The sequence below is a fragment of the Sanguibacter sp. Z6_81 genome, from assembly GCF_057180625.1.
On the sequence record NZ_JBXUFV010000001.1, the window covers coordinates 578225 to 604242 of the forward strand.

The window sequence follows — 26018 nt, forward strand, 5'->3', positions numbered from 1 at the left end:
CCCGCACTGCTCAGGTGTTGCGTCAGCGTTTCACCTGCCCACCTTGGGTTCAGTCGGACTTAGCGGCAGGCTGCCAGACTGTGCGGATGAACGCGACCAGCGACTTGCTCGCAGTCCTTGTCGATGCCGACAACGTCCCTCCGTCTCGGATCGGGGCCGTCCTTGCGGAGGTAGCCCAGTTCGGCACGGCGTCAGTGAAGCGGGTCTACGGCGACTGGACGACAACCCAGCTCAACAGTTGGAAGACCGCGGCAAGCGAACACGCGATCCAACCCATGCAGCAGTTCGCGCACACTAAGGGCAAGAATTCGACAGACAGCGCACTCATCATCGATGCGATGGACCTGCTCTACACGGGCCGGTTCCAGGGGTTCTGCATCGTCTCGTCGGACAGTGACTTCACCCGGCTGGCCTCCCGCATCCGCGAGCAGGGCATCACCGTCTACGGATTCGGAGAGCTCAAAACGCCGGCCTCCTTCCGCAACGCCTGTGACCAGTTCACCTACCTCGAGGTCCTCGGCAGCGTCAACGGCGAGACTCCAACGGCAATTGCAACGCAGACGCCGGAACGACCGGTAACAACGTCGCCACAAGACGACAGGCGTCTCATGAAAGGACTCCGGCACAGCGTAAGCACAGCCTCCTCAGAGGACGGGTGGGCGAACCTCGCCTCCGTGGGCCAGCTCCTGCGCAAGCGGCAATCGGACTTTGACTCCCGCAACTGGGGCTACGCAAAGCTGTCAGAACTTCTCCGGGCGACCGGACAGTTCACGGTCGAGGGGCAAATGGTCCGGTTGGGAACTGATTCCAAAGAACAGCAGCCTCTTTTACCCCTACGCACCGCCGAACATTGACACGCCGAACAGGCTCAACGTACCGCTAAGCCATCTAGGCAAAACCGCATCTAGCACCGTCTCTTAACTCTGGGTTGCAAGACGTCTCGCAGCCGCCGGAGTCGATGACGGAAACTCGCGGCTCGGCGTGTCTCACAACTATGTCTCGCAAGGGGTCGACAGGCTGTCAGACTCTCCCTTTCCGATGCAGGAGCGTTCCGACGACTGCGCGATCAGGGGATGTCGAGCGGGTCGACGAGAAGGGCGACCCTCTCGTCGAGGTACGCCAAGACGTCCCGGGCTGCATGGTCCCCGAGAGCAGCGTTCCACCGCACCCTGATCGTCCCGTCGGGGCCGAACAGGAGCGGGCCGTCATCGGAACGGACGGAGGCCACGTCGAGCGGGATCGCACGCCAGCCGTGGTTGACGGTCTCGCCCGATGCGAACTTCCCACGCAGGGCCGCTGCGCGCAGGTCACGGCGCTCCTCGGCGGACTGCGACTGGTGGTTGCGCACACCTGGTTCACGCGCACGGACCAGTGCGCCCGTTGCGTACAGCGTGCCGTCGCGCCCGAGCATGAGCGCTCCGAGACGCCACGCCCGGCCCACCGGGCGCAGGACGGCGTCACGCCTCACGAGCATGACCCGTCGTGGCTCGACGAGCTCTGCGAGCGCCTCGTCCCTCGCCCCTGCCGCCTCGAGGCGCGCGATCGCCCGTGCGAGGGCAGCGTGAAGAGCGTCGAGGGCCGCCTCCTGGCGGACCCGCTCGTCGTCGGCGCCGCCGTCGTCGTGGGTGCGCTCGTCACCCGTGGTCGCGTCCTTGCTGCCGGTCATCCGACCATCATCTCGACGTGCGACCCGGTCGGCCAACACGGCTGTCACCCGAACGGTTCCACGGAGACCCGGCGCGGGGTGGGGGTCCCTCTGCGGGCTGTGGCGACCACCCCGACGCTGGCTGCTGTCACGAGTGCGACGGCGGCCAGCTGTGCGAGCGACAGCATCTGCTGCAGCACGACCAGCCCCGCCAGGGCAGCGACAGCCGGATTGAGGCTGGACAGCACTCCGAACACCCGCGACGGCATCGTCTTGAGCGCGACGAACTCGAGCGCGTAGGGGACCGCCGACGTCAGCAGTGCCACTCCCGCGAAGACGGCGAGCAGCCACGGGGCCGAGACGGTCGCGGTCACGGCGGGTGCGGCACCCAACGGCACGACGATCACCGCGGCGACGAGCATCGCCGCGGACAGACCGTCGACGCCTCGCACGCGGGGCCCGAGCCGGGCGGACGCGACGATGTAGAGCGCCCAGAAGGCGGCGGCGCCTGCGGCGAGCAGCAGCCCCACCACGGACAGGTCGCCGCCGGCCTCCATGCCGAGCAGCGCGACGCCTGCGATCGCGAGCAGGACCCACAGGACGTCCGCCGCGCGCCGGATCCCGGCAGCCGCGACGGCCAGCGGCCCCAGCAGCTCCACGGTCACCGCGACACCGATCGGGATCTCGTCGATGGAGAGGTAGATCAGGCTGTTCATCCCGGCGAGAGCGACACCGAGCGTCACGACTCCACGCCATGTGCGGGTGTCCCAACCGCGCATCCGAGGACGGACGACGACGGCCAGGAGGCTGGCGCTGAAGGCGAGCCGCAGCGCTGCGGCTCCCATCGGCCCGAGCTGCTCGAAGAAGGAACCTGCGAACGCGTTGCCGAACTGCACGCAGACGATCGCGAGGACCGCGAGAGCGGTCGCAGGGACCCGAGGGGCAGGTGTTGCGCTCACCTGACGAGGACCTGCACGGACCGCTCGCTCAGGCCTGCATGTCGACGAAGCGCGAGTAGTGCCCCTGGAACGCGACCGTCAGGACGTCCGTCGGCCCGTTACGGTGCTTGGCGACGATGAGGTCGGCCTCGCCGGCGCGCGGCGATTCCTTCTCGTAGGCGTCCTCGCGGTGGAGGAGGATGACGATGTCGGCGTCCTGCTCGATGGAGCCCGACTCACGGAGGTCGGACATCGCGGGCCGCTTGTCCTGCCGCTGCTCAGCTCCACGGTTGAGCTGGGAGATCGCGATGACCGGGACCTCGAGCTCCTTGGCGAGGAGCTTGAGCGCACGGGAGAACTCCGAGACCTCCTGCTGGCGGGACTCGACGCGCTTGCCCGAGGTCATGAGCTGGAGGTAGTCGATGACGACGAGCTTGAGGTCGTGGCGCTGCTTGAGACGCCGGCACTTGGCGCGGATCTCCATGAGCGACATGTTCGGGGAGTCGTCGATGAACAGCGGCGCCTCGGAGATGCGCCCCATCGTCCCGGCGAGCTTCTGCCAGTCCTCCTCACCCATGGAGCCGTTGCGCATCTTCTGCAGGTGGATGCGGGCCTCGGCGGCGAGCAGACGCATGGTGATCTCGTTGCGGCTCATCTCGAGGGAGAAGACAACCGACGTCAAACCGTGTTTAATAGATGCAGAACGTGCTATATCGATTCCCAGCGTCGATTTTCCAATTGCTGGACGCGCAGCTAAAACAATCATTTGACCGGGGTGCAAACCATTTGTCAGCCGGTCGAGGTCCGCGAATCCCGTAGGCACCCCGACCATGCCTTCGCCGCGGTGCCCGGCCGCCTCGATCTCGTCGACGGCACCCCCGATGACGTCGCCGAGGACGGCGTAGTCCTCGCTCGTACGGGTCTCGGTGACGGCGTACACCTCGGCCTGGGCGTTGTTGACGATGTCGTCGACGTCGCCGCCGTCCGTCGCGTAGCCGAGCTGGACGATCCTCGTCCCGGCCTGCACGAGGCGGCGCAGCACGGCGCGCTCCCGCACGATGCGGGCGTAGTACCCGGCGTTGGCGGCCGTCGGCACCATGGAGATGAGGGTGTGGATGTACGGCGCCCCGCCGATGCGGCCCATCTCGCCGCGCTTGGTGAGCTCCGCGACGACCGTGATGGCGTCCGCGGGCTCCCCGCGGCCGTAGAGGTCGAGGATCGTGTCGTAGATGGCCTCGTGCGCCGGGCGGTAGAAGTCGGTGCCCTTGATCTGCTCGATGACGTCCGCGATGGCATCCTTCGAGATGAGCATGCCGCCGAGGACGCTCTGCTCCGCAGCGACGTCCTGCGGAGGCGTGCGGTCGAAGCCCGGAGCCGCCGAGCTCTGTCCGCTGTAACCCGACTCGAGCTCGTCGATCGACATGCCGTCCCATTCCCGCGAGATGTGTGAAGACCCAGTGGTACACCGTGCTACCGACATCTGGACCCACGGGCACGCTACCGCCGGGTGACGGCCCCACCAAACGCGTTATCCACAGGGTTCTCCACACCTCTGGGGATAACTGGGCGCCTGGCAGGTCAGCCGTCATCCACAGTGTGGAAAGAGGTGTGGATAACTGGGGATAACCTGTTCACCAGAGTCCACATGCACCCCGCGGCCGCAGGATTCCGCGGCTGAGCCTGTGGACAGAGTATTGCTCTTGCTCACCATCCACGCCTTGGACCAGCGGAAGGACCACTCTGTGGACACCCCGGCGACCAGCCGCGCCCTCGACCGCAAGATCCTGCACCTCGCCCTCCCCGCGCTCGGCGCGCTCGTCGCCGAACCGCTCTTCGTCCTCGTCGACTCGATCGTCGTCGGGCGCCTCGGCACCCCGGAGCTCGCCGGCCTCACCGTCGCCTCGACGATTCTCGTCACCGTCGTCGGGCTGTGCGTCTTCCTTGCCTACGCGACCACCGCAGCGGTGGCTCGGCGGCTCGGCGCGCAGCGCAGGAGCGAGGCGCTGCAGGCAGGCATCGACGGGATGTGGCTGGCGCTCGGCCTCGGGGTCGTGCTCGCGGTCGCGCTCCTCGCACTCGCACCGTGGGCCGTCGGCGCACTCGGCGCGGACGGTGAGGTCGCCCGCCATGCGACCGCCTACCTGCGCTGGTCCGCGCCCGGACTGCCCGGCATGCTCGTCGTGCTTGCCGCAACCGGCGTGCTGCGCGGGCTCCAGGACACCCGCACCCCGATGGTCGTCGCCGCGTCCGGCGCCGCGGCCAACGCCGTCCTCAGCGTCGCCCTCGTGCACGGGGCGGGCATGGGTGTCGCGGGCTCCGGCCTCGGGACGAGCCTCGCCCAGCTCGGGATGGGCGCGGTGCTCGGCGCCGTCGTCCTGCGTGGTGCCCGCCGGGCCGGTGCGTCCGTGCGACCGCACCGGACAGGGATCCTCCGCAACGCCCGGGCCGGCGTCCCGCTCCTCGTACGGACCGTGTCCCTGCGGATCGCGATCCTCGTCACCGTCTTCGTCGCGACCGGGATGGGCGCCGTCGCCCTCGCCGGCCACCAGGTCGTCAACAGCGTGTGGGGACTCGCCGCCTTCGCCCTCGACGCGCTCGCCATCGCCGCCCAGGCGCTCGTCGGGCACAGCCTCGGGGCCTCGGACACCGCGACCACGCGGCGCATCCTCGCCCGGACGCTCCGCTGGGGAGTCCTCGCCGGCACCGTGCTCGGCGTCGTCGTCGCGGCCGGCGGCTGGTGGTTCGCGACCCTCTTCACCCAGGACGACGAGGTCCGCCTCGCCATCACCCTCGGGATGGCCGTGGCAGGGCTCCTCATGCCGGTCGCCGGGTACGTGTTCGTCCTCGACGGCGTGCTCATCGGCGCCGGGGACGGGCCCTATCTCGCCCGGGTGGGACTCGTCACGCTCGTCGTCTACGTGCCCGTCGCGCTGGCCGTGCGCGCCTGGGCCCCCGACGGCGCGGCCGGGCTCGCCTGGCTCTGGCTCGCCTTCGCGGGCGCCTTCATGCTCGCCCGCGCCGTGACCACCGGACTGCGGGCGCGCGGCACCGCGTGGATGGTCGCCGGCGCCTGACCACGGCCCCCCGGCTACGCCGTCGTGCCGGTCGTCGCCGTGCCTGTCGCCGCCGTGCCTGTCGCCGTCGTGCCCGTCGTCACCGACATGACGACCGCGTCGATCGCCTCCATCGGGGACCACACGCCGTCCTCCGCGTTGGAGACGACAGCGACCGTCACTTCGAGAGCGCGGTAGTGCCGCAGGAAGGCGCTCGCCCCGGCGTTGATGCCGTCCTTGGCGTAGGACACGACCGTCCGGGGACGACACAGGCCCGGCACCTCCCCTGAGGGAGGCGCCGGGCCTGTGGTCACAGCTGATCAGAGATCAGGCAGCGACGACGTTCACCGCGATCTTCGCCGAGACCTCGGCGTGCAGACGGATGGACACCGAGTACTCACCGACCGCCTTGATCGGCTGAGCGATCTCGATCTTGCGCTTGTCGACCGACACCTTGCCGACCTCGGCGACCGCGGCAGCGATCTCCCCGGTCGTCACGGCACCGAAGAGACGTCCACCCGGGCCGGCCGTGGCACGGACGGTGACGGGCTTCGACTGCAGCGCGTCGCGCGTGGCCTTGGCCTCGTCGAGCGTTGCGATCTCACGGGCCTTGCGAGCCTTGCGGATCGCCGAGACCTGCGTCTCGGCGCCCTTGGACCACGGGGTGGCCAGGCTGCGGGGGACGAGGTAGTTCCGGGCGTACCCGTCCTTCACCTCGACGACGTCCCCGGGTTCACCGAGACCGGTGACCTCGTGGGTCAGAATGAGCTTCGCCATGAGTGATCCCCTTTCTCAGCGTGCGGAGGACGAGTAGGGAAGCAGGGCCATCTCACGCGCGTTCTTGACGGCGCGTGCGATCTGACGCTGCTCCTGGACGTTGACGCCAGTCACCCGGCGGGCGCGGATCTTCCCGCGGTCCGAGATGAACTTGCGCAGCAGGGCGGTGTCCTTGTAGTCGACGGTCTCGATCTTCGCCGACTTCAGCGGGTTGGACTTCTTCTTGGGCTTGCGCACAACGGGCTTTGCCATTGCGTTGCTCCTTCACAGGGTGCTTCTCCGGGCCCGGCCGTGACCGGAGGTCACGGGGACCAGGAAGCGAATATCTACGTGGTGGGGGTCAGAACGGAGGCTCGTCCGCGAACGAGCTCCCGCCGGACGACGCCGGACCTGCGGTCGCCCACGGGTCGTCGGCCTGTGCCCCCGAACTTGCGCCGAAGCCGTTGCCACCTCCGCCGCCACCGCCACCCGAGCGCTGGGCGCGGGTGACCTTGGCCGAGGCGTACTTCAGGGAAGGACCGATCTCCTCCACCTGCAGCTCGACGACAGTGCGCTTCTCGCCCTCACGGGTCTCGTACGAACGCTGCACAAGCCGCCCGGAGGCGATGACGCGAGTTCCCTTGGTGAGGGACTCGGCCACGTTCTCCGCCGCCTCGCGCCAGATCGAGCAGCGCATGAACAGCGTGTCGCCGTCCTTCCACTCGTTGCTCTGGCGGTCGAACGTGCGGGGAGTGGAGGCGATGGTGAAGTTGGCTACAGCCGCCCCGGAGGGGGTGAAGCGCAGTTCGGGGTCCCCCGTGAGGTTCCCGACCACCGTGATGATGGTGTCACCAGCCATGTGAGCTCTCCTTGCGAGTGCGGGTTCGTGAAAGTGAGGTCAGACGAGAGCGGGTGCTCAGACGTCTGCGCGCAGGACCTTGGTCCGCAGGACGACCTCGTTGAGGCCGAGCTGACGGTCGAGCTCCTTGGACGTCGCAGGCGTGGCGGTGTAGTTGATCACCGCGTAGATGCCCTCGGTCTTCTTGTTGATCTCGAAAGCCAGGCGGCGCCGGCCCCAGATGTCGACCTTGTCGACGGACCCGCCCTCGGTCGTGACGACCGACAGGTACTTGTCGAGCGACGGGGCGACGGTGCGCTCCTCGATCTCGGGGTCGAGGATGATCATCAATTCGTACTGACGCATGTGTGTAACCCACCTCCTACGGACTCAGCGGTCACGGTCTTTCCGTGACAGGAGGGTTGTGCGTACGCGCTGCGCGCCGACCGGGCCGATAGGCGACCAGGGTGAGGGCACGCAGCAAGGCTCAACGATACCTGGTGTGCGCAAGCCCCCCGGCCACGGCGTGGCCGGGGGGCTTGCACGCCCTGGGGCGTGGACGGGCTGGACTCAGCCGCCGGGGCGCGGGTTCGGCGGCTGCGCCCCTGCGCCCGACTGGCCACCCTGGCCGCCCTGCCCACCCTGGCCGCCGGCCGGGGCGGTCGGCGTCGGCGCTGGCTGCGCCGGCTGCGTCGGGGTCGGGGTGGGCGTCGGGGTCGGGGTGGGCGTCGCGAGCGCCGGGTCGGGTCCGGCGGACACGACGAGCGCGACCGTCGAGCCGGCCGGGACCGAGGCTCCCGTGGCAGGGCTCGCGCTGATGACGACTCCCGCGGGCACGGTGGCGCTGTACTGCTGGGACGCGGACGCGTTGAGGCCCGCGGCCGAGAGCGCGGAGCGAGCCTCGCCCTCTGAACGACCGGCCAGCCCACCGGGCACCGCCACCTCCTCCACGGTCGGCTCGACCGTGGGCTCCGGCGTCGGCTCGACGGTCGGGGTCGGCGTCGGCGTCGGGGTGGGCGTGGGCTTCTGCGCCTTCTTCGTCCGCTCGGGGAAGTCGACGACCTCCTTGCCGTCGAGCACCTTGCCCATGTAGCTCGTCCACAGGTCGAGCGGGACCGAGCTCCCGGTGATGGCCTTGTACCCACCGAACGGAGTGATCTGCTCCTCGCTGCCGTCCGCGCCGGGCTGGTAGAGCGCGACGGCCGTCGCGTACCGCGGGGTGAACCCGACGAACCACGCCGACCTGTTGTCCGACGATGTGCCCGTCTTCCCGGCGATGGGGACGTCGAGGTCGGCCGCCTTGTCACCGGACCCGTACTCGACGACCTTGGTCATCGCGTACACCACCTCCGCGACGTCCTCCGCGGCGAAGCTCTGCTCGGGCTTGTTCGCCGGCTGGTACACGACCTCCCCGTCGAGCTTGGTCACCGACGCGAGGATGTGCGGGTCGTAGCGGACGCCCTGTGCGGCGAAGGTCGCGTACGCGCTCGCCATGTCGATCGGGTGCACCGACGCGCTGCCGAGGACGTTCGTCAAGGTGTCGTCGAGGCCCGTCGTGTCGGGCGGGATGCCCGCCTTCTCCGCTGCTGCGCGGGTCGCAGCCGGACCGATCTCGGAGTTGAGCTCGACGAACGCCGTGTTCACGGAGTTCGCGGTCGCCCGCTCGAGGTTGACCTCCCCGAAGTCCTGCCCACCGAAGTTGCCGACCTCGACGTCGCCGAACTTCTTCGGAGAGTTGCCGTCGAAGGTGTCGGTGAGCCGCACGTCGGCCTCGATCGCCGCGGCAAGCGCGAACGGCTTGAACGTCGACCCCGCCTGGGCCTGGCCCTGCGTCGCGGCGTTGTACTGCTTGACCGTGAAGTCTGGTCCCCCGTACACGGCGAGCAGACCACCGGTGGTGGGGTCGATCGTGACGACCGCCTTCTCAAGGTTCGGTGCGGAGTCCGTCGGCATCTCGGCGACCGACGCGACGGCCATGTCCTGCATGCCCTTGTCGATCGTCGTGACGATCGTGTAGCCCTCCGTGTTGAGGTCGTCCTCGTCGATCGCGGCGTCCGCGGCCAGCTCCCGCTGCACCATGTCGAGGAGATATCCCTGCGGGCCGGCGAGGCGGTTGGTGTTCTCGTAGGGCAGCGCCTCCGGGTACACCTCTGCCGCGCGCTGTTCCGCCGTGATGGCGCCGGTGAGCACCATGCCGTCGAGCACGTAGTTCCAGCGCTCCTCCGACTTCTCGCGATCGTTCTGGGGGTCCCACCCCGTGGGCTGGGGGATGAGGCCGGCGAGCAGCGCTCCCTGGCTCACCGTGAGCTCGGAGGCGGGGACCCCGAAGTACTTCTGCGCAGCGGTCTCGATGCCGAACGCGCCCCGGCCGAAGTAGATGGTGTTCATGTAGTTGGCGAGGATCTCGGGCTTGTCCTGCGACCGGTCGAGCTTGATCGCGAGGAGCGCCTCCTTGAACTTGCCGACGTAGTCCTTGGTGGTCCCCGTGTAGTAGCGCTCGGCGTACTGCTGGGTGATCGTCGAGCCGCCGGTCGTCCGGCCGCCCTGGAGGTTGCCGAGGAACGCGCGTCCCATCGCCTTGAGGTCGATCCCGGGGTTGTCGTAGAACGACCGGTCCTCGGCAGCCACGACCGCGTCGCTGACGTGCTCGGGGATGGCGCTCTTGTCGATGATCACGCGGTTCTCCACCGCGAAGGTCGCCATCTCCGTGACACCGTCCGAGTAGTACACGGTGCTCGCCTGGGCCCGGGCGATCTCGTCCGGCTCGGGAATGTCCATGCTCACGTACGCAGCGATGACGACGCCGCACACGAGCGCGATGCCGGTGAGCATCGTGCCGACGACGACGCGCCACGACGGGATCCAGCGGCGCACCGGGCCCTTGCCGGTCCGCGGGTAGTCGAAGAAGCGTCGCTTGGTGGCGGCTGCTCCGCCGCGGGTGCGGGCGGATGATGTGCGCGCGGGACGCTTCGATCGAGATGTCGAGCTAGCCACGAGGGGCCTTCCTACCGGGGACAGGTCACGCAGGCGGGCGCCTCGCGGCGGTCCTGCGACTCGGGTGGCGGTCGATGAAGACTCACGTACCCAGGGTGCACTCTAGGGTGTCCGTGCCCTGATGCGGCAGGGGGAACGGCCCAGATCCACGGATCCTTCCCCCTCCTGACCGTCTTGTCCGCGATCCCTTCACACACGGTCGCGCCGGCGCTCCTTGCACCGCCCGTCGCAATGGGCATACTCTTCCGATGTATCGATCCGATACATCGAATTGTTGATCAGGGCTGAGGGGGTGCCGAAGATGCGGTCGAAGTCATCAGTCCTCGAGACGGCGGTCCTCGGTCTCCTCAACGACTCCCCGCTGCACGGGTACGAGCTGCGCAAGCGCCTCAACCTCGTTCTCGGGTCCTTCCGGGCGCTCTCCTACGGCTCGCTCTACCCGTGCCTCAAGGCGATGTCCCTGCGGGGCCTCATCGTCGGGACGGCTTCCGACGAAGCCCCGCCGCACGCCCTGTCCGGCAAGCGCGCACGGATCGTCTACCGGCTCACGGCCGACGGCAAGGAGCACCTGCAGTCCGTGCTCGCGTCCTCCGGTCCCGCGGCGTGGGAGGACGAGAGCTTCGACGTCCGGTTCGCCTTCTTCGGCCAGACCGACGCCGAGACGCGTATCCGTATCCTGGAGGGTCGCCGCAGCAGGCTCAACGAACGCCTCGAGGCCGTGCGCGACTCCTCCGCGCGGACCCTCGACAAGCTCGACGAGTACACCCTCGAGCTGCAACGACATGGCCTGGAGCAGGTCGAACGTGAAGTTCGATGGCTCGACGGCCTCATCAACACCGAGCGCGACCGTCGTCGTGCCCGGACCACGGGGGTCACCCCGGGCGCCAGCCTGACGGCGGACGCACAACCAGCACCACCCGCAACCAGCACCACACACCCCGTCGACGGCGATGACCGCCTCGACTCACACAGCAAGGAGCGAGGATGACCGCCATCCGCGTCGCCATCGTTGGCGTCGGAAACTGCGCCACGTCCCTCATTCAGGGCGTCGAGTTCTACCGGAACGCCGACGCTCACGACACTGTGCCGGGCCTCATGCACGTGCAGTTCGGTGACTACCACATCTCCGACCTCGAGTTCGTGGCGGCGTTCGACGTCGACGCGAAGAAGGTCGGCTTCGACCTCTCCGAGGCGATCGGTGCGTCCGAGAACAACACGATCAAGATTGCGGACGTCCCGCCCACCGGTGTCCTCGTGCAGCGCGGTCACACCCTCGACGGCCTCGGCAAGTACTACCGCGAGACCATCGAAGAGTCCGACGCCGAGCCCGTCAACATCGTGCAGACCCTCAAGGACGTCAAGGCTGACGTGCTCGTGTGCTACCTGCCCGTCGGGTCGGAGGCAGCTGCCAAGTTCTACGCGCAGGCTGCCATCGACGCGGGCGTCGCGTTCGTCAACGCGCTCCCCGTGTTCATCGCGTCCGACCCCGAGTGGGCCGCGAAGTTCGAGGCTGCCGGCGTCCCGATCGTCGGCGACGACATCAAGTCGCAGGTCGGTGCCACCATCACGCACCGCGTGCTCGCGAAGCTCTTCGAGGACCGCGGCGTCGCGCTGGACCGCACGTACCAGCTCAACGTCGGCGGCAACATGGACTTCAAGAACATGCTCGAGCGTGAGCGCCTGGAGTCCAAGAAGGTCTCGAAGACGCAGGCCGTCACGTCGAACCTCACCGGCACCCTCGCCGGCAAGAAGGACGACCGCAACGTGCACATCGGCCCGTCGGACTACGTCGCGTGGCTCGACGACCGCAAGTGGGCGTACGTCCGCCTCGAGGGCCGCGCGTTCGGTGAGGTTCCCCTCAACCTCGAGTACAAGCTCGAGGTCTGGGACTCGCCCAACTCGGCCGGCATCATCATCGACGCCGTCCGCGCCGCGAAGATCGCCCTCGACCGGGGTGTCGGTGGCCCGATCCTCTCCGCCTCGACGTACTTCATGAAGTCCCCGCCCGTGCAGATGGAGGACACCGCTGGGCGCGCCCAGCTCGAGGCCTTCATCCGTGGCGAGGCGGAGCGCTGAGTCGCTAGACCGCTCACCCGCTAGACCGCAGCGTCGCCCAGCGACCGCATACCGAAGGACCCGGTGCCCCGCGCGCCGGGTCCTTCGGTGTCCGCGGGGGTTCGTGTGCCCGGCTAGCCTGCTGGCGTGGACACCCTCCGAGATCTCGCGGCACTCGCGCGCGCCCGCGACTTCCGGTGGCTGTTCGCCGTGCGCCTGGCCAGCCAGTGCGGCGACGGCGCCTTCCAGGTGGGGCTCGCGGCGCTGTTCTTCTTCTCCCCGGAGAGCCAGGGGACCGCCGGGAGCATCGCGGTGGCGTTCGCCGTCCTCCTCGCGCCCTTCACGATCGTCGGTCCATGGGCAGGGGTGCTGCTCGACCGGTGGCGACGACGCCAGGTGCTCGTCGCCGCGAATCTCGTGCGCCTCGTCGTGACGCTCGTGCTCGCGGCCGTCATCCTCACCGGTGGCCTCACGCCGGTGGTGTACGTCCTCGCTCTCGTCGCCCTGTCGGTCAACCGGTTCCTCCTCGCGGCGCTGTCGGCATCGTTGCCGCACGTCGTGCCCGAGCGGCTCCTCCTCACGGCCAACTCCCTCGTCCCCACGCTCGGGGCCGCCGCCGCGGGCGCCGGAGCCGCCCTCGGACTCGTGGTCGCGCTCGTCCTGCCGCCCGGTGCTGGGCGTGACGCCGCGTCCCTCGCCGGGGCGGCCGTGCTCTTCGCCGTCGCCGCTGCGCTCCCCTTCGCGCTCCGGCGTGACCAGCTGGGTCCCAGCCGACGACCGGCCGGTCCCGGCGTGCGCCGTGCTGTCGCCGGGCTCGGGTCGGAGCTCGTCGACGGTGTGCGCCGGCTCGTCGCGCTCCGCGCCCCTGCGCTGGCGCTGCTGCTCATGGCGCTGCACCGGTTGCTCTACGGCGTGATGTTCGTCTCGAGCATCCTGCTCTCGCGGAACACGTTGGCCGGGCCTGGTGCAGGGAGCGGCGCCGACGACGGGCTCGCCCTGTTCACGTGGGTGCTCGGTGCCTCGGGTGTGGGTTTCGGCCTCGCCATCGTCCTCACGTCGACGGTCGGTCGCCGGACCGGTCCCGCTCGATGGATCACCGCGACCCTGCTCCTCGGGGCGCTGGCACAGCTCGTGCTGGCCGTGCACGTGTCCTGGACGACGGTCCTGGGCGCCGCCCTCGCGCTCGGTCTCGCGGTGCAGGGCGCCAAGATCGCAGTCGACACGATCGTTCAGCGCAGCACACCCGACGCGGTCCGGGGCAGGGCCTTCGCGCTCTACGACGTCCTCTACAACGCGGCGTTCGTCGGGGCAGCGTGCCTCGCGGCCCTCGTGCTGCCGGACTCCGGGGCCTCGACGGCCGTGTTCTGCGCCCTGGCCGTGGCCTACGTGGGTCTCGCCCTCGTCGCGACGCTCGGGCGCCGCACGCTCACGCGCGTCGACGTGCGGCCTGTCGCTCCCGCGCACCCGGCCTGAGCACGGACGTGCCCCCCGTCCCGGTGCGGGACGAGGGGCACGTTCGGCGCCGATGGCCTGCTGTGGGTCAGCGGGTCAGCGGACCAGGGTGAGCAGGCCGGGCCGGTACGGCAGGCGACCGTAGTCACCGCCGGAGCTCGGCGACCGGCCCTGGTAGAGCAGCTGGAGGTTGCACGGGTCGACCGTCATCGTCTGGTCGGCGTTCGTGCGGAGCAGCTCTCCGTGGCTGATGTCGTTGGTCCACGTGGCACCGCTGTTGGCCTTCCCCGCGAAGGGGTTGGACTCGGTGGCGGCCTGGGGGGTCCACGAACCACCGAGGCTCGTGGCGGTGAAGGACCGGAAGTACCGTCCCTGGGCGCCGATGGCCTCGACGATCATGAGGTACTGGTTCTGGCCCTGGACCTTGTACACCTGCACGGCCTCGAACAGGTTGTTCGTCGTGTCGCTCATGACGACGGTCGAGGTGTTCCCGAAGTTCCCCGGGAAGTTCCCGATGGGCATGCTCGCCCGGTAGATGTTGCCGTTGTCGCCGGCGAAGAACAGGTACATGTTCTGGTCGTCACCGATGAGCGCCTGGTCGATCGGTCCGGTCCCTGAGTTGGTGATGGTGCCGTTGAACAGCGTCTGGGCCGGGCCCCATCCGTTCGGGTTGGTCGGGTCGGAGGAGGTCCGGTAGGAGAACGCCGGCCCGCCCCACTGGTAGGCCATCACCCAGATGTTCTTGGGCGCGAAGTAGAACAGGGAGGGGGCGACGGCGGTGAACTGGGTCATCGCGTTCTGGCTCGCCGAGGCCATCTCCGAGTAGTTGGTGAAGAGGCCGAAGTTCATGGACCCCCACGTCGACCCGTTGTCGTGGGTCGTGGCGTAGACGAGCTGCTTGCCGTTGTACGGAGCGACGGTGAAGTCCTTGAGCGAGGCCCATCCGGACCGGGGGGTCGCCAACGAGCCTGTCGACGTCCAGCGGTACGTCGACGGGAGGGCGCAGGTGCCACCGCCCGTCGGCGGTGGCGTGGTGGGCGGTGGCGTCGTCCCGCCGCCGACGGCGACGAGCTGCCACTGCTGGTTGGCGCCGCCCCAGCTGGAGTACTGGACGATGTTCGCGCCGTCCGCGGTGGAGGCACCCTGGACCTCGACGGCCTTGTTCGAGTTCCGGTTGATGAGCGTGACGTAGCCTCCGGCGACGTCCTGGAGGCGGAACTGCTGGTTCGTCTGGTTCCGGTCGGTGTACTGGACGATGCTCCCGCCGTCGGCGGTCGAGAAGTTGGAGACGTCGAGCACCTTGCCGGACAGCTTCGACTTCAGGCGGTAGTACCCGTCCCCGGAGTCGACGAACTGCCACTGCTGCTGCGCGCCGTCGTTGCGGGACCACTGCGTGATGCGGGCGCCGTCGGACGTCGAGAGGTTGTACACGTCGAGGGCCTTGCCGCTGCCCCTGTTCACGAGGATGTACGACGCGTTGACGTCGACGGTCGCGGCGGAGGCTGCCGGCGCTGCTGCGACGGCGACGATCCCTCCGGACACCGCGGTCGCGAGGGCGACGGCCGCTGCCGCCCACCGCCGCCGGATCCCTTGTGCGCGGACCGCTCCGCGCTCACCTGCTCGTCTCACGTTGCTCTCCTTCGAGTCAGCCCCGCGGTCGTCCTCGTCGACGACCGCTCAGGTGTTCTCCGCCCCGGGCACGGCGCTGCACCGCGCACTCCGCGGATGTTCACGTTCACATTCGCACGCGCGAGGCGCCCGCGATAGGGCTTTCTTCGGGAATGAAACGTTTAGGCGGGCGCCAGACCCTGGTGTCGGACGCGCGCACCGGGGTAGGCACCGGCGCGTGTTCCACGTGAAACAGCGCTACACGATCTCCCACGGAGCGACGGGGCCCGGAACGACGACGAACACCGGGTGCGGATCCGGCTGCTCGACGTCGTGCCAGCGCGCGTACACCTCGGGGCTGCGGGTCTCGAGCTTGCGCAGCAGGTGCTCCCACTCGTACTCGAGCTGACCCTCGGTGACCGGGAGCTGCTCGACCTCGACCGCCGGACCCATGACCCTCGTCCGGTCGAAGCGGTAACCCCGCGCCGTCGCCTCGTCGGCGAGACCGTGGAGGTATGCCACGACGTGGGCGCCCGGATGGGCGAGCGCCGGCGCGACCGGGCCCGTCCCACCGCCCGGACCCGGGACGACCGTCGGCGCGGGCTCCCCGAACCGGACGAGCTGAGGGTGGTGGCGGTACCCGCGAGTCCCGCCAGCCATGACCTTCTGGGCGAGCAGCGCCTCGCGCCAGGCCGCGATCAGCCCCTGACGGTCGAGGTACCGCGGGTGCACGGACCAGATCCTCACGGCACTCCTGCGCTCAGGCGGACGGACCGTCGGACCCCGGTGCGCCGGACCGGTCGGCCCACCACTCGAGGAGCACCCGGCGGACCTCGTCCTCGGGGAGCGGCCCGCGGTCGAGACGGAGCTCGAGGAGGAACCGGTACGCCTCGCCGACCACGGGCCCCGGCGACACACCGAGGATCTCCATGATCTGCGCCCCGTCGAGCCCGGGACGGATGGATGCCAGCTCCTCCTGCTCGCGCAGCTGCGCGATGCGGGACTCGAGCTCGTCGTACGCGGAGGACAACCGCTGGGCCTTGCGCTTGTTCCGGGTGGTGCAGTCCGCGCGCGTCAGTCGGTGCAGACGCTCGAGCAACGGTCCGGCATCGGTGACGTAGCGGCGCACCGCGGAATCCGTCCATGCTCCGTCGCCATAGCCGTGGAACCGCAGGTGCAGCTCCACGAGCCGCGACACCTGCTGCAGCGTCTCCTTGTCGTAACGCAGCGCCCGCAGCCGCTTCGCCGTCATCTTGGCTCCGACCACCTCGTGGTGGTGGAAGCTCACGGCGCCGCCGGGCTCGAAGCGGCGCGTCGCGGGCTTGCCGCAGTCGTGGAGCAGCGCGGCGAGCCGCAGCACGAGGTCCGGGCCGGGCACCGGCCCGTCGGGCCCCGTCTCCAGGTCGATCGCCTGCTCGAGGACCGTGAGCGAGTGCTGGTACACGTCCTTGTGCCGGTGGTGCTCGTCGACGGCCAGCTTCATGCCCGGGAGCTCCGGCAGCACGTGGTCCGCCAGGCCCAGCTCGACGAGGACCTCGAGACCGAGCCGGGGCCGGGCGCCCAGGAGGAGCTTGTTGAGCTCGTCCCGCACCCGCTCCGCCGAGACGATGGCGATCCGCGGGGCCATGTCCGCGATCGCCGCCCGCGCCTCGTCGTGCACCGTGAAGCCGAGCTGCGCGGCGAACCGGGCGGCGCGCATCATCCGTAGCGGGTCGTCGTCGAAGGACTGCGTCGCGGCGACCGGTGTCCGCAGGATGCCTGCCGCGAGGTCCGCGAGCCCGTCGTGCGGGTCGACGAACTCGAGCTCGGGAAGGCGTACGGCCATGGCGTTGACCGTGAAGTCGCGGCGGGAGAGGTCACCGGCGAGCGTGTCGCCGAACGCCACCACCGGCTTGCGCGACGCGGGGTCGTACTCGTCGGAGCGGTACGTCGTCACCTCGACGACGACCTCCGGCGCACCGTCGCGTGCCGACCGCTTGGCTCCGATGGTGCCGAACTCCTTGCCGATGTCCCAGTGCGCGTCGCCCCACCGGGCGAGCAGGGCCTGGGTCGCGTCGGGATCTGCCGACGTCGCGAAGTCGAGGTCCGCGCTCACCCGGCCGAGGAACGCGTCGCGGACGGGACCGCCGACGAGCGCGAGCTCGTGGCCGGCGTCACGGAACAGCGCTCCGAGCTCCGTCGCGACGGGCGCCACCTGCGTGAGGACGGTCGCTGCCCGACGCCGGAGCGCGGCGACCGCGGGGTCCTGCGCGCCCCCCTGGTCGGGCCGGTGGGCGAGGTTCTCGAGGGGGCTCTCGGGCTGGACGTCGCTGTGTGGATCTGGCACAACATCACAGCCTGCCAGATAAAGATAAAGTGGCGGGCATGTCCACTGCCGCGCGCTCCGAGGGATCGTCCCGGGTGCCCGCGCCTCCGGGCGGCCACCCGCTGCGGATCGACCCGCACGCGCACCGCCCGACCGGAGGGCACGGCACGTCCACGTCCGGGCTGTCCTCCGACCTGCCGGTCGTCGAGGAGACGTCCGCCGGCGGGCTCGTCGTCGAGGTCATCGACGGTGTGTTCCACGCAGCCGTCATCGCACGGCGCAACCGTGCGGGGCGCCTCGAGTGGTGCCTGCCGAAGGGGCACCTCGAGGGAGAAGAGACTGCCGAGGAGGCAGCCGTCCGGGAGATCGCGGAGGAGACCGGCATCACCGGGCTCGTCCAGCGCCGGCTCGGGGTCATCGACTACTGGTTCACGGGCGACGACCGACGCGTGCACAAGGTCGTCCACCACTTCCTCCTCGAGGCCGTCAGCGGCTACCTCACGGTCGAGGGCGACCCGGACAGCGAGGCGGAGGACGTCGCCTGGATCGCGTTCGAGGACATGCCCACCCGCCTGAGCTACCCCAACGAGCGCCGGCTCGCGGCCGTCGCGTTCGATCTCATGACCCTGCCCGAGGCAGGTCGGCGCCCCCCCAGCGAGCGATGATGAACGTCGCGGTACCTCAGGACACAGCCGCCCGGGTGGCTCGGAGCGGCGCGGGAGCGGCCGGGCGGAGCCTCGTCGGGGCGTGCCTCGCGCTCGTCGTCCTTCTCCTCCTCGCCGTCGTCCTCCCCGCATCACCCGCGCGCTCCGACACGCCCTTCCGGGCAGCGGTCCCGACCGCTCCGGACGCGACGTCCGACCTCCCCGTCGACGTCCGGCTCGTCTCCCTGTCGCCCGAGGTGACCCGGCCCGGCGAGGACCTCACCGTCGTCGTCGAGGTGGAGAACGTCTCGGACGCGACCATCGAGTCCCCGGTCGTCGACGTCCTCCTTGCACGGTCAGCGTTCGTCACCCGCACCACCCTGGCGCGGTGGTCCGACTCCCAGCCGGACGACCCGGCCGGTTCGGTGATCCACACCGTCGAGCTGCCCCAGGCGCTCGCGCCGGGCACGACGACCCTCGTCACCCTGCAGGTCCCCGCGGCGGCGCTCCAGCTCGGGACACGCCAGAGCACGTGGGGTCCGCGGGGTCTCGCCGTGACCGTCCGCGGCGAGACGGACGGGTACAGCGCCCGGGACAGGCTGGGGATCAACCGCACCTACATCGTCTGGTACCCGGTCGACGACCCCGAGCTCGTCCCCGTCGACGTCAGCGTCCTCGTCCCCGTCGTCGGGCCGCCCTACGATCCCCTCGCTCCCGAGCAGTCCCTGCCCGAGCTCATCGCGGAGACCACCGGCACAGGCCGGCTCGCCGAGCTGCTCGAGAGCACGCACGACATCCCCGGTGTGACGTGGGCGGTCGACCCGGCGCTCATCGAGGTGGCCCGGACGTCGGACCAGGCCCTCGACGCCGGGAGCGACGACGAGGCCCTGCCCACGACCCCCGCGCCGGACGCGCAGAAGGCGCCGGCGGCGACCGACGACTCCGCCGAGGCGGCGCAGACCGGCGTCACCGCCGCCGAGGAGTCCGGGCGATGGGCAGACACGCTGCTCTCCGCCTCCGCGGGGCGCGAGGTCTATGCGCTGCCCCGCTACGACCAGGACCTCGCGGCCTATGCCGCGGCCGACGTCCTCCCGCCGCCCGAGACACCGCTGACCGGCGACGAGGCGGCGTGGCGCACGGACCTCGCCTGGCCCGTCGACATCGGCCCCGACGACGACGTGCTCGAGCTCGCCGCCGTCCTCGGGGACACCACCGTCATCCTCACCCCCGACAGCCTCCTGCCCGACCCGGCTCTCACCTACACGCCCTCGGGCAACGTGACGACCGTGACCGACGAGGGCACCGTGCACGCGCTCGTCCCCGACGGCGGGCTGAGCTCCCAGCTCACGTCACCGACGGACTCCGCAGCAGGAGCACGGCAACGGCTGGCCGCCGAGCTCGCGGTCATCCAGCGGGAACGGCCCTCGGACGCGCGCCACATCCTCCTCACGGTGCCCCGCGACTGGGCACCGGACGCGGAGGTCGCCCGCGCCCAGCTCGGAGCGATCTCCGCCGTGCCGTGGGCGTCCCTCGCCCCCGTCTCGGCCCTCGCCGAGACGGACCAGGTGGAGGTTCCGCGCGCGCCGCTGCCCGGTGACCCGTCGAACGACCGAGCCCTGAGCCCCACGGCGTTCGCGCAGCTCGCCGCGGTGCGGGCCGAGCTCGCGTCGTTCGCGCAGATCGCCGCCGACCCGAACGCGCTCCTCGCCCCCGTCGACGACGCCATCACGGCCGTCACGTCCGTCGAGTGGCGCAGCGACCGCGCCGGGCGTTCGGCCGCGATCGCCCGCATCAACGACGAGGTCGCTGCCGTGAGGTCCTCGGTCTCGATCGCCGGAGGCAGCGACTTCACCCTCATCAGCTCCGCGAGCACCCTCTTCCGCACCGTGCGCAACGACCTCGACCAGCCTGTGACGATCATCGTGCACCTGTCACCGGACGACCCTCGACTGAGCACGGAGAACAGCCTCCCCGTGACGATCGAGCCACGGTCGGAGGTCCAGGTGGACATCCCCGTCGAGGCCGTCGGCAGCGGCAACGTGAGCGTCAGCGTCGAGATCCTCGCCCTGGACGGCACCGTCGTCGCGCAGCCCTCGACGTTCGACGTGCGGGTGCGCGCCGACTGGGAGAACCGGGGCACGGCCGTCGTCGCCGGTCTCCTCGTGCTCCTCCTCCTCGGCGGCATCTGGCGGACCATCCACCGCGGGCGCTCGGACCGCCGTGCGAGCGCGGCCGTCGTCGACCAGCTCGAGCTCGTCGAGCAGACGGGCGAGCTCGACGCCCTCATCGACCACGGCGCCACCCTCACGGTGCCCGACGACACCCCCACCGACGACCCGACCGACGCGACCGGACCGGCGTCGCACGGACGGCACCGATCATCGACGGAGACGACGTGAGTACCGAGCGCGGCACGACGAGCGCAGCCGGACCGGCCGACGGGGTGACCCCCGGCGACCCGAGCGCCTCCACCGACCCCACGGACCCCAGCGCCCCCGGTGCCGGTGGTGGGCTGGGACGCAGCTCGCTCGTGATGGCCGCGGGCACCGCGGTCTCGCGGGCGCTCGGGCTCGTCCGCAACATCCTTCTCGTGGCCGTCCTGGGCGCGACGGGGGCCACGGCGGACGCGTTCGACATCGCGAACAAGGTGCCCAACATCCTCTTCGCGATCATCGCGGGCGGTGTTCTCAACGCCGTGATCGTGCCGCAGGTGATGAAGGCCTACCGGTCGCCCAACGCCCAGGAGTACCTCGACAAGCTCCTCACGCTCACCGGCTCGGCCCTGCTCGTTCTCACCCTCGTCATGACGCTGGGTGCCTCGGTCACGGTCGGCATCTACATCGACTCCAGCTGGACGCCCGAGCAGGTGTCCCTCGCCGTCGGGTTCGGCTTCTGGTGCATCCCGCAGCTGTTCTTCTACGGGCTGTACTCCGTCCTGGGTCAGGTCCTCAACGCCCGCAGCCAGTTCGGCCCCTTCATGTGGGCGCCGGCGCTCAACAACGTCATCTCGATCATCGGCTTCGGGGTCTTCCTGCTCGTGTTCGGTCCCGCCCGCGAACGCGTCGGCGTCTCGGAGTGGACCGCGACCGAGATCGGGATCTTCGGTGGCGTGGCGACGTTGGGCGTCGTCTGCCAGGCGCTCGTCCTCATCGTGCCGCTGTGGCGCTCGGGCTTCCGCTGGCACCCGCGGTTCGGCGTCCGCGGGGTCGGGCTGCGCTCCGTGGGGCGCGTGGGCATGTGGACGTTCGCCGCGGTCCTCCTCGACCAGCTGGCCGTCTGGGTGACCACGAAGATCGCGACCGCCGCCCCGCAGCACGCCCTCGACGCCGGGTTCCAGGGTCCGGTCGCCGGAAACGGTGCCTACACCCAGGCCCTCATGGTCTACCTCCTCCCGCACTCCCTCGTCACGGTGTCCGTGGCCACCGCGCTCTTCACGGGGATGAGCGCGGCCGCCGCGAGGGGGGACCTCGCGACGGTCCGGGAGAACGTCTCGCGCGGACTGCGGATCATCGGCGTCTTCACCGTCTTCGCGACCGCGCTGTTCGTCGTGCTCTCGCAGCCGGTCATGAAGCTCCTCGTGCCCACGCTCAGCGCCGACGAGGTCGTCGTCGTCGCACGCGTCATGGTGGCGATGTCCCTCGGGCTCATGCCGCTCGGCGCGATGGTCCTCATGAAGTGGGTGTACTTCGCGTTCGAGGACGGCCGCACGGTGTTCCTCATCCAGATCCCCGTGACCGTCACCCTCATGCTCGTCGCCTGGCTGTCCTCGCTCCTGCTCCCCGCCCAGTGGTGGGTCGTCGGCATCGGCGCCGCGATCGCGTTGTCGAACCTCGTCGCCGTGCTCCTGCGCGTGGGTGGCATGGTCAGACGCCTCGACGGGCTGGACCTCCCCAGGATCGTGCGGCTGCACGTCCAGCTCATCATCGCCGCCCTGCTCGCCGGGGTGATCGGGTGGGTGGTGCTGCGCGTGTGGGGATTCGACGCGAGCGACTCGTGGTGGACGGCCCTCGGCGTGACCCTCCTCGTCGGCTCGACGATGACCGCCGTCTACGTGCTCGCGCTCCAGGTCATGCGGGTCGAGGAGCTGTCCGGGCTGGCCGAGCCGGTGATGCGCAAGCTCTCGCGGCGCTGAGCAGCACCGCGCAGTACTGAGCAGCACCGCGCAGCGCCGAGCAGTACCGCGCAGCGCCGAGCAGTACCGGGCAGCGCCGCGCGGACGTTCACATCGCCCTCACAGGCCTGGCCGTCGGTGGCAGGGGCGTGCCGCGTACGATGTTGACGATGCCGATCGGGCTCAGGACAGCGAACGGGGTGGACTTCGTGGACAGCGTTGAACGCGGCACGCTCGTCGTCGCCCGGTACCTCCTCGTCGAACCCGTCCCGAGCGAGTTCGCCAGCGCGAGCGTGTGGCACGGCATCGACCAGATCCTCGACCGACCCGTACGTGTGACGATCCTCGAGGGCGACGGTGCCGCGCTCACCCTCGACGCCGCCCGGCGGGCCGCACTCGTCTCCGACGCACGCCTCGCGCGCGTCCTCGACGTCCTCCAGGACCACGGTCGTCGCTACGTCGTCACCGAGCCCTACCTCGGCGCGAGCCTCACCGACCTCGTCGCGGACGGCCCGCTCGACGCGGCGGCCGCACGCGCCGTCATCGGGGACGCGGCGCTCGCCCTCGAGGCCGCCCGTCGGCGTGGGGTCCACCACCTTGCGCTGCGCCCCGAGTCCGTGCGCGTGCACCGGGGCGCGGTGCGCGTCACAGGTCTCGGCATCGACGGGACCCTCTCGCTGTCCGATGCCGGGCGCCCCACCGGTGACGAAGCGTCCCGGGCGGACACGGTCGCCCTCGTGGCGCTCCTGCACTACCTCCTCACCGGCGTGCTGCCGCGAGCCGGGATGCCGCTGACGGGCCGCAACGTCGAGCTCGACCTCCCTGCAGGGCTGCAGGCCGAGGGCGAGCCGCTCGCTGCTCCCCGGGACGTCGTCCCCGACGTTCCCCGGGACCTGGACACCCTCTGCGTCGTCACGCTCGGACCCCACGACGACGGACCACACACACCTGGACAGCTCGTCAAGGAGCTGCAGCCCTGGGACGACGAGGCGGTACCGACCATCCCTGAAGCAGCAGAGACCACGCCGAAGGTCATCGAGGACCAGATCGGGCAGGGGGTGAACCGGCAGTCCGTGCGGACGACGCTCGGCGCAGCGACCCTCCCTGGTGCCTCCAAGCCCGGCACGCCGCCGCCCGCCGGGCCCGCCCGGCGCCCGAGCACGGGGCGGATCCCACGCGTCTCCGCGACAGGCCGGGCGCCCGGCGTCGCGGCCGGTGCCACGGGTGCCGCCGGGGCTGCCGGGGCCATGGGTGCGGCCGGGGCCGCGTCGCACACCGCAGCCGGCGCTCCCGCCACGCTCGCCCCAGGACAGGGTGCACCGGCCGCTCCTTCCCTTCCGCCCCGCACGAGCGCACTGCCGCCGTCGTTCACCCCGACCGACACGGCGGCCCGCGCGTCCGAGGCACGAACGAACCGACCTGACACGTTCGACTCGCTCGCGAGCGACATCGGCCGGCCCGCGGCGCCCGTTCCTACGGCCAGCGAGCCCCTGACCGTCGAACGCGTGAAGCGCCTGCGCTTCAACCCCGCGCCCTACATCCTCGTCCTCATGCTCGGGGTGGTCATCGCGGGCGGGAGCTGGGCGCTGTCCGCCCTCGGCCGGGGCATCGGCCCGGTCCTCGTCACGGAGAACGGGGTCGAGGAGGTCGACGCGCCGGCTGCGGTGGAACCCGGCGAGGTCCCGCCCGACGCTGCGCCCGACGCCCCGCCACCCGTCGTGGCGCTGCCTCCCATCATCGCGTCCGGTCAGCAGATCGACCCGCCCCCGGACGGTGACAACAACGAGCACCCCGAGCTCGTCGACCGTGCCTTCGACCTCGACGGCGCGACGGGCTGGAAGTCCCGCACGTACAAGACGGCACAGTTCGGCGGGCTGAAGAAGGGCTTCGGGTACGCCGTCACGCTGCAGGAGGCGACGGACGTCTCCACCGTGTACCTGTCGACCCCCAACACGGGCGGCAACGTCGAGGTCCGCGCGACGGATCCCGCGAACCCCACCGCCGGCGAGGTGCTTGCGTCCGGGCCCCTCGCTCCGGACACCACGCTGACGTTCGCGGCGCCCGTCTCGACGCAGACGATCGTCCTGTGGTTCACCGAGCTGCCCCAGGCGATCAATGGTGGGCACTACGTGCAGATCAACGAGCTCGCGCTGTCCTGACCGACGGCTCCGCGGGAACAACGTCCGACCCGACGGCGTTCTTGTGGGCAGACCATCCCGGCATCGTCGATGCCGTCCGACAGACCGAAGGACCGACACCGTGACTGCAGCACCCACGCACGAGCTGATCATCATCGGCTCCGGCCCGGCCGGGTACACGGCCGCCGTGTACGCCGCGCGCGCAGGGCTCGCACCACTCGTCCTCGCGGGGTCGATCACGGCCGGCGGTGCGCTGATGAACACCACCGAGGTGGAGAACTTCCCCGGGTTCACCGACGGGATCCTCGGCCCGGAGCTCATGGAGAACATGCAGAAGCAGGCCGAGCGCTTCGGTGCCGTCATCGAGTGGGACGACGCCACCGAGGTCGAGCTGGACGGCCCCATCAAGACCGTGCGGACCGGTAACGGCGACACGTACACCGCTCGCGCGATCATCCTCGCGACCGGCTCCGCGTACCGGGAGCTGGGCCTGCCCGACGAGAAGCGCCTCTCCGGCCGCGGTGTCTCCTGGTGCGCCACGTGCGACGGGTTCTTCTTCCGCGACCAGCACATCGTCGTCGTCGGTGGTGGGGACTCGGCGGTGGAGGAGGCGACGTTCCTCACCCGGTTCGCCTCGAAGGTGACGATGGTGCACCGCCGCGACGCGCTCCGGGCCTCGAAGATCATGGCTGAACGTGCGATGAGCGACCCGAAGATCGAGTTCGCGTGGAACACCGAGGTCGTCGGGATCGCGGGCGAGAACAAGGTCGAGGGCCTGCGCCTGCGGGACACGATCACCGGCGAGGAGCGTGACATCGACGCGACCGGCCTCTTCGTCGCCATCGGCCACGACCCGCGCACCGAGCTCGTCAAGGGCCAGGTGGACCTCGACGCCGAGGGGTACATCCGCGTCGAGGGCCGCACCACGCGCACGAACCTCGAGGGTGTGTTCGCCTGCGGTGACGCGGTGGACCACCTCTACCGCCAGGCCATCACGGCGGCCGGGTCCGGCTGCTCGGCCGCGATCGACGCCCAGAACTACCTCGCGTCCCTCGTGGACGTCGTGGAGTCCCCGTCCGAGCTCGTCGAAGCACTGGAGTCACTGTGAGCACCCACATCGTCACGGACGACACGTTCAAGGCCGAGGTCATCGAGGCCGACATCCCCGTCCTCGTCGACTTCTGGGCCGAGTGGTGCGGTCCCTGCCGCATGGTGGCACCGGTCCTCGAGGAGCTCTCGACGGAGTACGAGGGACGTCTGAAGATCGCGAAGCTCGACACCGAGGCCAACCCGCAGACCACTGCGGCGTACGGCGTCGTGTCGATCCCGCTGCTCAACGTCTACTCCGGCGGCGAGCTCGTCCGCTCGATCCTCGGGGCGCGGCCCAAGCGCGCACTGCGCGAGGAGATCGAGGAGATCCTCGCCGAGGTCGCCACCAGGTCGGGCGCCGGGGCCTGACGACGAGCACCCTGGGGTCAGGT

Annotated in this window: 23 protein-coding genes; 11 read left to right on the forward strand and 12 right to left on the reverse strand. The window is 70.3% G+C overall.

From position 1 onward, the window contains the following. Positions 1–86 precede the first annotated feature (86 nt). Positions 87–854: an NYN domain-containing protein gene (locus AC2AXK_RS02770; RefSeq protein WP_484343809.1), complete on the forward strand. Its 768-nt coding sequence runs from the start codon at positions 87–89 to the stop codon at positions 852–854. A 212-nt stretch (positions 855–1066) separates the two neighbouring features. On the opposite strand, the gene AC2AXK_RS02775 is transcribed toward AC2AXK_RS02770, so the two are convergent. From AC2AXK_RS02775 to dnaB, 3 genes are read right to left on the reverse strand one after another with little or no spacing between them, the layout of a single operon-like run. After that, positions 1067–1666 (reverse strand): hypothetical protein, encoded by a 600-nt coding sequence (locus AC2AXK_RS02775; protein ID WP_484343810.1) that lies wholly within the window; start codon positions 1664–1666, stop codon positions 1067–1069. A gap of 44 nt (positions 1667–1710) precedes the next feature. After that, complete coding sequence (locus AC2AXK_RS02780) at positions 1711–2604, reverse strand: EamA family transporter (RefSeq protein ID WP_484343811.1); 894 nt, start codon at positions 2602–2604, stop codon at positions 1711–1713. Positions 2605–2632: 28 nt separating this feature from the next. Further along, the gene (gene dnaB, locus AC2AXK_RS02785) at positions 2633–4006 is read right to left on the reverse strand and encodes a replicative DNA helicase (RefSeq protein ID WP_484343812.1); all 1374 of its coding nucleotides are present in this window, start codon (positions 4004–4006) and stop codon (positions 2633–2635) included. A gap of 295 nt (positions 4007–4301) precedes the next feature. Between dnaB and AC2AXK_RS02790 the strand changes: the two genes are divergently transcribed. Then, the gene (locus tag AC2AXK_RS02790) at positions 4302–5657 is read left to right on the forward strand and encodes an MATE family efflux transporter (protein WP_484343813.1); all 1356 of its coding nucleotides are present in this window, start codon (positions 4302–4304) and stop codon (positions 5655–5657) included. A 14-nt stretch (positions 5658–5671) separates the two neighbouring features. Here the strand turns inward: AC2AXK_RS02790 and AC2AXK_RS02795 are convergent, their stop codons facing one another. From AC2AXK_RS02795 to AC2AXK_RS02820, 6 genes are all read right to left on the reverse strand, one after another. Further along, positions 5672–5887, reverse strand: coding sequence for a hypothetical protein (locus AC2AXK_RS02795; protein WP_484343814.1), 216 nt, complete (start codon positions 5885–5887; stop codon positions 5672–5674). Positions 5888–5963: 76 nt separating this feature from the next. After that, positions 5964–6413: a 50S ribosomal protein L9 gene (gene rplI / locus AC2AXK_RS02800; protein ID WP_484343815.1), complete on the reverse strand. Its 450-nt coding sequence runs from the start codon at positions 6411–6413 to the stop codon at positions 5964–5966. A gap of 15 nt (positions 6414–6428) precedes the next feature. After that, positions 6429–6665: a 30S ribosomal protein S18 gene (gene rpsR, locus AC2AXK_RS02805; protein ID WP_484343816.1), complete on the reverse strand. Its 237-nt coding sequence runs from the start codon at positions 6663–6665 to the stop codon at positions 6429–6431. An 88-nt stretch (positions 6666–6753) separates the two neighbouring features. Beyond that, on the reverse strand, positions 6754–7251 hold the full coding sequence (locus tag AC2AXK_RS02810; RefSeq protein ID WP_484343817.1) for a single-stranded DNA-binding protein: 498 nt from the start codon (positions 7249–7251) through the stop codon (positions 6754–6756). A gap of 57 nt (positions 7252–7308) precedes the next feature. After that, entirely contained in the window at positions 7309–7596 is a 288-nt protein-coding gene (gene rpsF / locus AC2AXK_RS02815; protein WP_484343818.1) for a 30S ribosomal protein S6, read from the reverse strand. A 204-nt stretch (positions 7597–7800) separates the two neighbouring features. Continuing rightward, entirely contained in the window at positions 7801–10224 is a 2424-nt protein-coding gene (locus tag AC2AXK_RS02820) for a transglycosylase domain-containing protein (RefSeq protein ID WP_484343819.1), read from the reverse strand. A 301-nt stretch (positions 10225–10525) separates the two neighbouring features. Between AC2AXK_RS02820 and AC2AXK_RS02825 the strand changes: the two genes are divergently transcribed. The 3 genes from AC2AXK_RS02825 (at position 10526) to AC2AXK_RS02835 (ending at position 13752) form a co-directional block, all read left to right on the forward strand. Then, positions 10526–11212, forward strand: coding sequence for a PadR family transcriptional regulator (locus AC2AXK_RS02825; RefSeq protein ID WP_484343820.1), 687 nt, complete (start codon positions 10526–10528; stop codon positions 11210–11212). Then, the gene (locus AC2AXK_RS02830) at positions 11209–12300 is read left to right on the forward strand and encodes an inositol-3-phosphate synthase (protein WP_484343821.1); all 1092 of its coding nucleotides are present in this window, start codon (positions 11209–11211) and stop codon (positions 12298–12300) included. The genes AC2AXK_RS02825 and AC2AXK_RS02830 overlap by 4 nt, the downstream gene beginning before the upstream one ends. Positions 12301–12426: 126 nt before the next feature. Then, positions 12427–13752 (forward strand): MFS transporter, encoded by a 1326-nt coding sequence (locus tag AC2AXK_RS02835; RefSeq protein WP_484343822.1) that lies wholly within the window; start codon positions 12427–12429, stop codon positions 13750–13752. A gap of 75 nt (positions 13753–13827) precedes the next feature. On the opposite strand, the gene AC2AXK_RS02840 is transcribed toward AC2AXK_RS02835, so the two are convergent. From AC2AXK_RS02840 to AC2AXK_RS02850, 3 genes are all read right to left on the reverse strand, one after another. Beyond that, positions 13828–15360 carry a non-reducing end alpha-L-arabinofuranosidase family hydrolase gene (locus tag AC2AXK_RS02840; protein WP_484343823.1) on the reverse strand — a complete coding sequence of 511 codons (1533 nt, stop codon included), beginning with the start codon at positions 15358–15360 and terminating at the stop codon, positions 13828–13830. A gap of 237 nt (positions 15361–15597) precedes the next feature. After that, positions 15598–16086 (reverse strand): pyrimidine dimer DNA glycosylase/endonuclease V, encoded by a 489-nt coding sequence (locus tag AC2AXK_RS02845; protein WP_484343824.1) that lies wholly within the window; start codon positions 16084–16086, stop codon positions 15598–15600. A 13-nt stretch (positions 16087–16099) separates the two neighbouring features. Continuing rightward, positions 16100–17533, reverse strand: a complete 1434-nt coding sequence (locus AC2AXK_RS02850) for a CCA tRNA nucleotidyltransferase (protein ID WP_484344241.1) — start codon at positions 17531–17533, stop codon at positions 16100–16102. Positions 17534–17703: 170 nt separating this feature from the next. On the opposite strand from AC2AXK_RS02850, the gene AC2AXK_RS02855 reads away from it, so the two are divergent. From AC2AXK_RS02855 to trxA, 6 genes are all read left to right on the forward strand, one after another. Then, entirely contained in the window at positions 17704–18309 is a 606-nt protein-coding gene (locus tag AC2AXK_RS02855) for an NUDIX domain-containing protein (protein WP_484343825.1), read from the forward strand. Continuing rightward, on the forward strand, positions 18309–20687 hold the full coding sequence (locus AC2AXK_RS02860) for a DUF6049 family protein (RefSeq protein ID WP_484343826.1): 2379 nt from the start codon (positions 18309–18311) through the stop codon (positions 20685–20687). The genes AC2AXK_RS02855 and AC2AXK_RS02860 overlap by 1 nt, the downstream gene beginning before the upstream one ends. Further along, positions 20684–22420 (forward strand): murein biosynthesis integral membrane protein MurJ, encoded by a 1737-nt coding sequence (gene murJ / locus AC2AXK_RS02865; protein WP_484343827.1) that lies wholly within the window; start codon positions 20684–20686, stop codon positions 22418–22420. The genes AC2AXK_RS02860 and murJ overlap by 4 nt, the downstream gene beginning before the upstream one ends. A 149-nt stretch (positions 22421–22569) precedes the next feature. After that, positions 22570–24558, forward strand: coding sequence for a protein kinase family protein (locus tag AC2AXK_RS02870; protein WP_484343828.1), 1989 nt, complete (start codon positions 22570–22572; stop codon positions 24556–24558). 100 nt (positions 24559–24658) lie between these two features. Further along, positions 24659–25645: a thioredoxin-disulfide reductase gene (gene trxB, locus AC2AXK_RS02875; RefSeq protein WP_484343829.1), complete on the forward strand. Its 987-nt coding sequence runs from the start codon at positions 24659–24661 to the stop codon at positions 25643–25645. Then, positions 25642–25995, forward strand: coding sequence for a thioredoxin (gene trxA / locus AC2AXK_RS02880; RefSeq protein ID WP_484343830.1), 354 nt, complete (start codon positions 25642–25644; stop codon positions 25993–25995). The genes trxB and trxA overlap by 4 nt, the downstream gene beginning before the upstream one ends. Positions 25996–26018: the final 23 nt, after the last annotated feature.